Consider the following 8,125-nt stretch of genomic DNA (forward strand, 5'->3'; position numbering starts at 1 on the left):
AAGTGGTTTATTTTGCTGAAATTCAGTGGGATGCTTTTAAAATATTTATGCCATTATGTTTTAAAAATCTCCTTAGTTAACTTTTAGCAGCTTGGCGTTAATAGCAACTACAATGGTGGATGCGCTCATCAGGACTGCCCCCATTGCCGGGCTTAACATGAAGGAAGGGTATAAAACACCTGCGGCCAGTGGAATAGCTATTACATTGTAGCCGATAGCCCAAGCCAGGTTCTGAACCATTTTCCGGTATGTAGCCCTGCCGAATGTGATCATTTGCACTACGTCCATTGGATCACTGTTTACCAGGATAATATCGGCTGTTTCAGCTGCTACGTCAGTTCCGGAGCCAACAGCAATACCTACATCTGCTTGCGCAAGCGCAGGCGCATCATTGACCCCGTCGCCCGTCATAGCAACTATTTCTCCTTTATCCTGAAACTCCTTGACCTTATCCTGTTTTTGATGTGGCAGCACGCCCGCCAGGTAACCGTCCATGTCCAGCTTTTTGCAGACTGCTTCTGCAATCTTGGCATTGTCGCCGGTCAAAAGGAACGATTTGATGTTCATCTTTTTCAATTCAGCGATTGCCTGAGCTGCATTTTCCCGGACGGTATCGGCAAAAGTGATCAAGCCAACCAGCTTGCCATCGACCAGGATAAAGTTCACCGTGTCAGTGGCTTGGTCAACCTGGTCGGGAATGGGGGGCACCGGTTTATTTTCCTGTGTGAAATAATTAGGTCCGGCCGCTACTATTTTCTTGCCATCTACGGTACCGGTTACCCCAATGCCTTGCATATAGTTGAAATCGGTGGACTTGTAAAGCTGCAATCCTTTTTCTTTCAATTTCCTGATTACGCCTTGGGCGATATGGTGCTCGGAGTTTTGTTGTACAGCCGCTGCATACTGTAAAATCTGGTCTGGTGACAGCTGCTCGTCAATGGGTATTATCTGTTGGACTTCATGAGAGCCTTTGGTAAGTGTGCCGGTTTTATCGAAAATGATTGTAGTCAATTTTCGCGCATTCTCAAAGGCAGTGCGGTTGCGGATCAACAGCCCATGCGTTGCAGAAATGGTTGTCGAAATGGCAATAACCAAAGGGATAGCGACCCCCAAGGCGTGCGGACATGATGTTACCATAACAGTAACCATTCTTTCTAAGGCAAATGCCAGGCTTTGACCACCAGTGTACCAGATGATGAAAGTCGCAACCCCAACTGTAATGGAAACAATGGTTAGCCATCCGGCTACCTTATCTGCCAGGTTTTGGGTACTGGATTTAGCACCCTGGGCAGTCTTGACCATGTTGATGACCTTTTGCAGGTAGCTATCATTGCCCGCCCCGGTAACCTTGACTTTGAGGACACCATCACCGTTGATAGCACCGGCAATAACCTTATCGTCTTTCTGCTTTTGAACTGGCACACTTTCGCCAGTGAGCATGCTTTCGTTCACATAAGAACGTCCATCTGTGACCAATCCGTCGGCAGGCACCTTTTCACCTGGCTTGACAAGTAACAAATTCCCTGTGCGAAGGTCTTTTAAAGGTATATCGGTTACCTGATTGTCCTTTTCTACATGAACCACGGACGGAAGTAAAGCAACCAGGGATTCCAGGGCTTTTGAGGCGGCCATCTGCGATTTCATTTCCAGCCAATGCCCAATGAGCATAATATCAATCAGGGTAGCAAGCTCCCAAAAGAAGTCCATCCCTTCCAGCCCAAAAACCACGGCCACGCTATACACATACGCAGTAGTAATCGCAACCGCCACCAGGGTCATCATACCCAGGGTTTTGCTTTTTAGCTCCCGGACAAGGCCCGTCAGAAACGGCCAGCCCCCATAGAAGTATATGATCGTGCTTAGTGCCAAAAGCATATATTGATCACCTGGGAAGGTCCAGGTAAAACCAATCCATTGCTGGATCATATGGGATAGCAAAAGGATTGGCAAAGTAATGACCATGCAAATCCAGAAGCGCTTTAAAAAATCCTCGGTATGGTGGCCTGCGTGCTTGTCATGGCTACTGTCTTCATCGGTGTGCCCGCCGTGACCATGATGCTCATGTTCAACGCCTTTCATTCCGTGCACGGCTTCGGGTTGCTTTTCCGGATGATGCCCGTGGTGGTGGTGATTTTCCATTTGTCACTGTTTATGTGGTACTATGTAAGTGAGATCTATTGGCTAGTAATTCAAGGTCAGCCCGACACCAAAACCCATGTCGCTGTCATAATGGGCTGTGGCACCTACATACCTGGTAAAGATATACCGAAGGGCGGCCATGTACTCCTTGTCCGTATTGACCATCAGGTTCATCCGCAGACGTTTGGAAACTGGTATATCCATCCGTTCCAATTGAAAACGCAGGTTGCCATCGGTGAATATTTCAGCTTGCGCCGTAACCAGCATGGGCAACATGTAGTTTACTCCCGCGCTAAACACGGATCTTTGATCCTTGGTGTTTCGCTGGCCAAAAAGATTGCTTTCTACTTCATCCATCCCCATTTTTCGGTACCGCCAGTCAAAGCCAATAAATGGCATCAGCCACTGCATTTTCCCAATGTAACGCCCCAGGTGTGTTTCGACTTCATAACCGTGGTGGTCGTGGTAGCCCAGTCGCCACTCACTGCCAATACTCCACCGTGTATTTTGTATCATCGCTTCACCATCGTTGCCGTTGGTGGCAATATCGTTTTCGGCCATAAAATGAAACTCCCGGTCATCGGCAAACAGTTTGCGTTGTGCTAACCGGGGGTTAGGGATCTCAGGATTTGCCGGGGAATTCTCATAGGAGAAAACTGCGCCCATGCCGCTCATCATATGGTAAAGGATATGGCAATGAAAAAACCAGTCACCACTTTCAGTTGCAGCAAATTCAAGTGTGTCAGTTTCCATGGGCATGATGTCAATGATGTTTTTCAGAGGTGCATTCACTCCCTTTCCATTGAGCACCCGAAAATCGTGGCCATGAAGGTGCATGGGGTGCCGCATCATGGAATTATTGTAAATGACCATACGGACGTTTTCCCCTTTTTTGATCAGGATTTTGTCACGCTCTGAAACCACTTTATTGTCCATGCTCCATACGTACCGGTTCATGTTGCCAGTCAATACAAAACGGAGCTCTTTTACTGGTGCATTTTTAGGTAAAGATGTATTTTCAGGCGATTGAAGCATGGCATAATTTAGCGTCTTAATCGAAGACAATGCATTACTGTTGTACATGTTATGACCAGCATGTCCCCCCGCGTTCTGGGTATCATCCATTTTCATGTTTCCCATCTCCATTGCTTTGCCTGTATCCTTCTTTTTACTTTTTAAAGCGCCGGTAATTTCCGGGTACATGACCACGTTCATATCCATCTGGTTCAGGCTCATATTCATGCCCATATCATCCAAATCACCATTCATTTTCATCATGCCATTCATCATCTTCATCCCCTCAAAATATTTAAGCCTGGGTAGCGGTGATGCCAGTTGTTTAACCCCTTCACCAAGGAACAGGGAAGTAGATTTGGTCCGGTCTTCCGATGTAGCCAAAAACTCATAAGCAGTAGGGGCAGATCCGGGTTTAACAGCTGGAATGGTAACAATTACATCATAGGTTTCTGAAACTGCTATGATCAGCCTGTCTACATCTACGGGCTCTACGTCGTTCCCGTCGTTAGCGACAACAGTCATTTTGCCGCCTGCATAAGTGAGCCAGAAATAAGTAGAAGCCCCGCCATTTGAAATCCTTAGACGGACTTTATCACCCGGTTTAAACTGGGAAAGCTGGCTTTCATTCTTTCCGTTGATCAGGAAGCGGTCGTAATAAACGTCGCTGACATCCATTGCTGTCATCCGCTTCCACTCGTTTCCAACCTTGGTCTTCAAATAGCCCTGGCTGATAGCCTCCGAATAACTTTGGGTTGCGCCTTTTTTAATGGCAAACCAATCACTTGCATTGTGAAGCATCCTGTGGACATTTTTCGGTTTCATATCCGTCCACTCGCTCAATATGATTGGAACAGTAGGAATGTCTGGCTCTTTTTTCTTGTTCAGGATCATCGATCCATACATGCCGATCTGTTCCTGCAACTCGGTATGGCTATGGTACCAGTGCGTGCCATGCTGAATAATTGCAAACCTGTATAGGTGTGTAGTATGAGGCTTAATGGGCATCTGGGTTAGATTGGGTACCCCGTCATATTTATTGGGCAAGAACAGCCCATGCCAGTGCAGGGAAGTTTCTTCGTCCAGCTCATTGTGTACATATATTTCGGCAGTGTCCCCTTCTGTAAAAGTCAGGGTAGGCATGGGGATCTGCCCGTTTACTGCAATGGCACGCTTAGGCGTCCCGGTAAAATTTACGGTTGTATCTTTAACGTATAGATCATACCGTACTATTTTTTGACTATAAGTCTGCCCAGAAATAGAAATGATGATTGCCAGCGCAGCAAGAGCTCTAAATATTGGGATTTTAAGAAAATCCATCATGTGTTATTATTTAAATAAAGAAGAGAACGCTGTCCTGATCAGCATAAGTCATTAACCTGGTTCAGGTAATGTTTACGTTGCCATCAGGACAGTCGTTACTATTTGAGTGTTTCAGTGGTTTTGCCGCAGTTCAGCATTTGCGCGCCATAGTAAGGGTTCTTAATATCCGATATCTGGCTTAGCCAGTTGGCACCTTTCCCTTCTTTGGCCATTGGGCAATGCTGATAATAAACCGCTTGAGAAGGTTTTGCCGACTTGATGAGCTTATACATATTCTCAGAAAGGGAAGAGAAATGATCCCTTTGGTGACCCAGGTCTTTGGTTTCTTCAATGTGTTCGGCATCAAAATTCAAGTCTTTCATGACTTTCATCCAAACCATATGTTGTTCACTTCCCAGCTCGTCCATCTTTACAGCTTTAAGTGCTTTTACCAGGCTGGTTGCTTTTGCAGAAGTGGCATTTCCATCAGAACTAACCAAGGCATCCTTTACTGCATAATAAGCATCCAAAACCGGTTTTAGTGGGTCAGCGTCAGCTGATTCAGCCTTTGCAGCTGTCTGCGTTGTTGCAGCATCGTGCTCATGGCCACTCATTTTCTTTTGGGCCACCACTTCATTTTTTCCTATGCGCTCGTAACGGCAGCATTCTTCCAATTTGGCATAAGCATCGTCGGGCGCCAAGTAGCTTTTGTTATCGTAACCGGCCAATGCAATTTTTTTCAGGATTGCATCCAGAGAGGTCTTTTTACTATCGTAAGTGACTGCGGCAACCCTGGTTTCTTTATCCCAGTCTGCTTTGGAAATGTTTTTCTCGAATGCAGCGGCTTCAATGCCTTGTTTGCATTGGGCGCATGATCCGGCAATTTTTACATTCTCGGTGGTGACATTTTTGATATCCGCATAGGATAAAAGAGTAGATAGCAAGAGCAATGTTGCCATCAATAATTTAATTGATTTCATCGGGATGGAATTTTGGATTTTAAATAAGTTTCGTCCGAAGCAGAGAGCTCCGAGAGGGCATACCTGTGGCTACAGGGAACTTATTAACCTATATTGGGGGGCATCCACAGTGAAAGATACACTGGCTTTGGTGAGGTTTCCCGGAAGAACCAGGAGGGAGAATTATCAACAGCAGCAAGGGCTTTTTGGGTTAACCCTATCGGCTGGACCTTTAACGCAAAAACGGGTAGAGAGTGGGCGCAATCACAGCCAGATTCATTACAGCTATGGCTGCATTTCTTATTACTGTCTGATGATCTATGGTTTCGATGCCTGGCGCAGCAAGCTTTTTTATGGGCAGCCGCATGCTTTACTTCTCTTTTAATTGGAGCGTGCTTGCTACCGCATGCCTGACTTATACCTACTGGCACCAGCAGGCAAATCATTATCAGCAGTAAGAAAACACAACCTTTCATATTAATACGTACGGTTCTACGCAATACAAAGATTGCGTTTTGTTCTAGTTTATTTCTACACAATTACCATGCCGCGTTGCATAATTATGGAATCCCGACATTCCAAAGGTAAATTGTAAGGTTCAGGACTTTTAAAAGTGTGCAGAACCTTTTTTTGAATAAGCTATATGATGTTGTTGAAATTTCTAACCGCCGTCTTCACTTGCTTTATTTTCCTGGCAGGCCATCCTGATAACAATTTTAAATTTGAAAAAAAGCTGGCAGCAGGCAGCCAGCCGGAAATAAGTGTTGACCGGGAAGGCATTATACACATCGTGTACGGTGTCAAGAATGCCAATGAACGTGACTTGTACTATATATTTTCGGGTGACGGGGGCAAGTCATATTCCAAGCCTGCGCTATTAGGCAACTTTTCCCAGATGGGCCTTGGGATGGGAAGGGGGCCGCAATTTACCACAACAAAAGATTACACGGTAGTCACAGTCGGTGATCATCATGGTAACTTGTATGCAATGCGCTCTTCGAATGCAACAAATCAATGGTCTAAGCCTGTACGTGTTAATGACACGGACACTACTGCCAAAGAAGCATTGTCTGGTATTAGCGCTGGCAGGATAACCTGGTCTATACTGCCTGGCTTGATACCCGGCTTGGAAATAATAATCTATATGGCGCGCTCTCGAGGGATGGCGGGCTAACCTGGGGGAAAAATCAATTGATTTACAAAGGAGAGCAAAATGGCATATGCGACTGCTGCAAGCCGTCAGTTTACATCAGTCAAACAGGACAAATTTCTGTCATGTTCCGAAACAAACTGGATGGTGCCCGTAATATGTATCTGATTTCTTCAACAGACAAAGGAGAACATTTTGGGAAAGCTCAAAAACAAGGTACCGGAGATTATATGATCAATGCATGCCCGATGGATGGCGGAGATTTGACGGTTAATTTAAGAGGTGAAGCTTCCACAGTCTGGCGTCGTCAAATGGAAGTTTATCTTGCGCAGCCTGGCAAAACTGAAATGAAATTAGGCAATGGCCGGACACCTGTAATACTTCAAACAGCCAAGGGCAATGCTATTGCCTGGCAGCAGGAAAATTCCATACAATTTAGAAGCCCGGATGGTTTAAAGACGTCATCATTAGGCAATGGTCAATATCCTAAGCTTGCACTGGCGAAAGATCAAAAAGCAGCGATTTGCACTTTTGAGCGAGAGGGGCACGTTATAGTAACATCTGTTACTTTGTAGTGCATTGATAATACAACCTTACAGTCACTTTGCCGGCTCGTTTTTTGCGGTCGCCGCTACCAGATTTTTTAATATTTCCCAAATTGAGAAAAGCGTATTAGCCCGGAGTGTAAGCAGACTATTGTAGATTACAAAAATTCTCGTTTTACCTTTTGCTGCTAATCATGACTCCACGATGTCTTAGGTATTTATACAATGTCATTTTAGAGATTTTCAAATCCGCTGCAATTTCATTTACTCCCAACTTACGCTCATTGTATAATGTTTGGGCGAGCATAGCGGTTTTTTCTGCTTCTTTGGAAAGTCCCCGGCTACGTCCGCCTTTCCGACCACGTGCGCGGGCCGCATCTAAACCGGATTTAGTCCTTTCCCTGATAAGATCTCTTTCAAACTCGGCCAGTGAAGCAAAAATATTAAAGATCAACCTGCCCTGAGCGGTGGTTGTATCAATATGGTCATTGATCGATACCATGCCAATCCCCCGCTTTTCAAAATCAGATGTCATTTCAAGCAGATGTTTTAAAGATCGGCCTAACCGGTCCAGCTTGTAAATGTAAATCACATCCCCTTCACGAAGGATCTGCTGCATGGCAGCAAGCTGGGGCCTGTCTGATTTTATTCCGGAAGCCTTTTCCTGAAATATTTTTTCGCAACCTGCCTTTTGCAGTGCATCAAGCTGCATTTCTAAATTTTGATCCTGAGTGGACACCCGGGCATAGCCTATTTTCACTTTTGTATACTTTATTCCATCTATGAGTGTAAATTAAATATACTTTGATTGGTAGACAAGTTTATTTTACTAATTTGATAAAATATGACCGGATTCTGGTAATTTTTTCAGCTCTAAAATGCTCACCTGGTTTGTACATTCTGAGCAGCGTTTTTTTGTACAACAAAATCTCCTCATGCCAAGAAAAGAATACCTGACCTCAGAAGCTCGGCAACGATTTGACAATCCACCTGTTTTGAGTGTTGACCAGAAAATG

6 protein-coding genes are annotated in these 8,125 nt (G+C 45.0%); 2 read left to right on the plus strand and 4 right to left on the minus strand.

Annotated features, from left to right (window positions below):
* Positions 1-72 precede the first annotated feature (72 nt).
* The 3 genes from FBF61_RS30235 to FBF61_RS30245 form a co-directional block, all read right to left on the minus strand.
* Positions 73-2,139 (minus strand): heavy metal translocating P-type ATPase, encoded by a 2,067-nt coding sequence (locus FBF61_RS30235; RefSeq protein WP_138484607.1) that lies wholly within the window; start codon positions 2,137-2,139, stop codon positions 73-75.
* Between the two features lie 42 nt (positions 2,140-2,181).
* Entirely contained in the window at positions 2,182-4,476 is a 2,295-nt protein-coding gene (locus tag FBF61_RS30240; RefSeq protein ID WP_205748333.1) for a multicopper oxidase domain-containing protein, read from the minus strand.
* A gap of 98 nt (positions 4,477-4,574) precedes the next feature.
* Positions 4,575-5,435: a DUF3347 domain-containing protein gene (locus FBF61_RS30245; RefSeq protein ID WP_138484609.1), complete on the minus strand. Its 861-nt coding sequence runs from the start codon at positions 5,433-5,435 to the stop codon at positions 4,575-4,577.
* A 622-nt stretch (positions 5,436-6,057) separates the two neighbouring features.
* On the opposite strand from FBF61_RS30245, the gene FBF61_RS30250 reads away from it, so the two are divergent.
* Together FBF61_RS30250 and FBF61_RS30255 are read left to right on the plus strand one after the other, a co-directional pair.
* Positions 6,058-6,588: a hypothetical protein gene (locus FBF61_RS30250; protein WP_138484611.1), complete on the plus strand. Its 531-nt coding sequence runs from the start codon at positions 6,058-6,060 to the stop codon at positions 6,586-6,588.
* Between the two features lie 101 nt (positions 6,589-6,689).
* Positions 6,690-7,139 (plus strand): hypothetical protein, encoded by a 450-nt coding sequence (locus FBF61_RS30255; protein ID WP_229215286.1) that lies wholly within the window; start codon positions 6,690-6,692, stop codon positions 7,137-7,139.
* A 145-nt stretch (positions 7,140-7,284) separates the two neighbouring features.
* Here FBF61_RS30255 and FBF61_RS30260 read toward each other — a convergent pair whose 3' ends face one another.
* Entirely contained in the window at positions 7,285-7,869 is a 585-nt protein-coding gene (locus FBF61_RS30260; protein ID WP_138484615.1) for a recombinase family protein, read from the minus strand.
* Positions 7,870-8,125 lie beyond the last annotated feature (256 nt).

Source organism: Dyadobacter bucti, assembly GCF_005869225.1.
GTDB classification, from domain to species: domain Bacteria; phylum Bacteroidota; class Bacteroidia; order Cytophagales; family Spirosomataceae; genus Dyadobacter; species Dyadobacter bucti.

What these genes read in the sequence shown, in the direction of transcription:
- FBF61_RS30235 (WP_138484607.1), bottom strand. Translation starts at nt 2,139, where the DNA reads ATGGAAAATCACCACCACCACGGGCATCATCCGGAAAAGCAACCCGAA.
- FBF61_RS30250 (WP_138484611.1), top strand. Translation starts at nt 6,058, where the DNA reads ATGATGTTGTTGAAATTTCTAACCGCCGTCTTCACTTGCTTTATTTTC.
- FBF61_RS30245 (WP_138484609.1), bottom strand. Translation starts at nt 5,435, where the DNA reads ATGAAATCAATTAAATTATTGATGGCAACATTGCTCTTGCTATCTACT.
- FBF61_RS30240 (WP_205748333.1), bottom strand. Translation starts at nt 4,476, where the DNA reads ATGATGGATTTTCTTAAAATCCCAATATTTAGAGCTCTTGCTGCGCTG.
- FBF61_RS30255 (WP_229215286.1), top strand. Translation starts at nt 6,690, where the DNA reads ATGTTCCGAAACAAACTGGATGGTGCCCGTAATATGTATCTGATTTCT.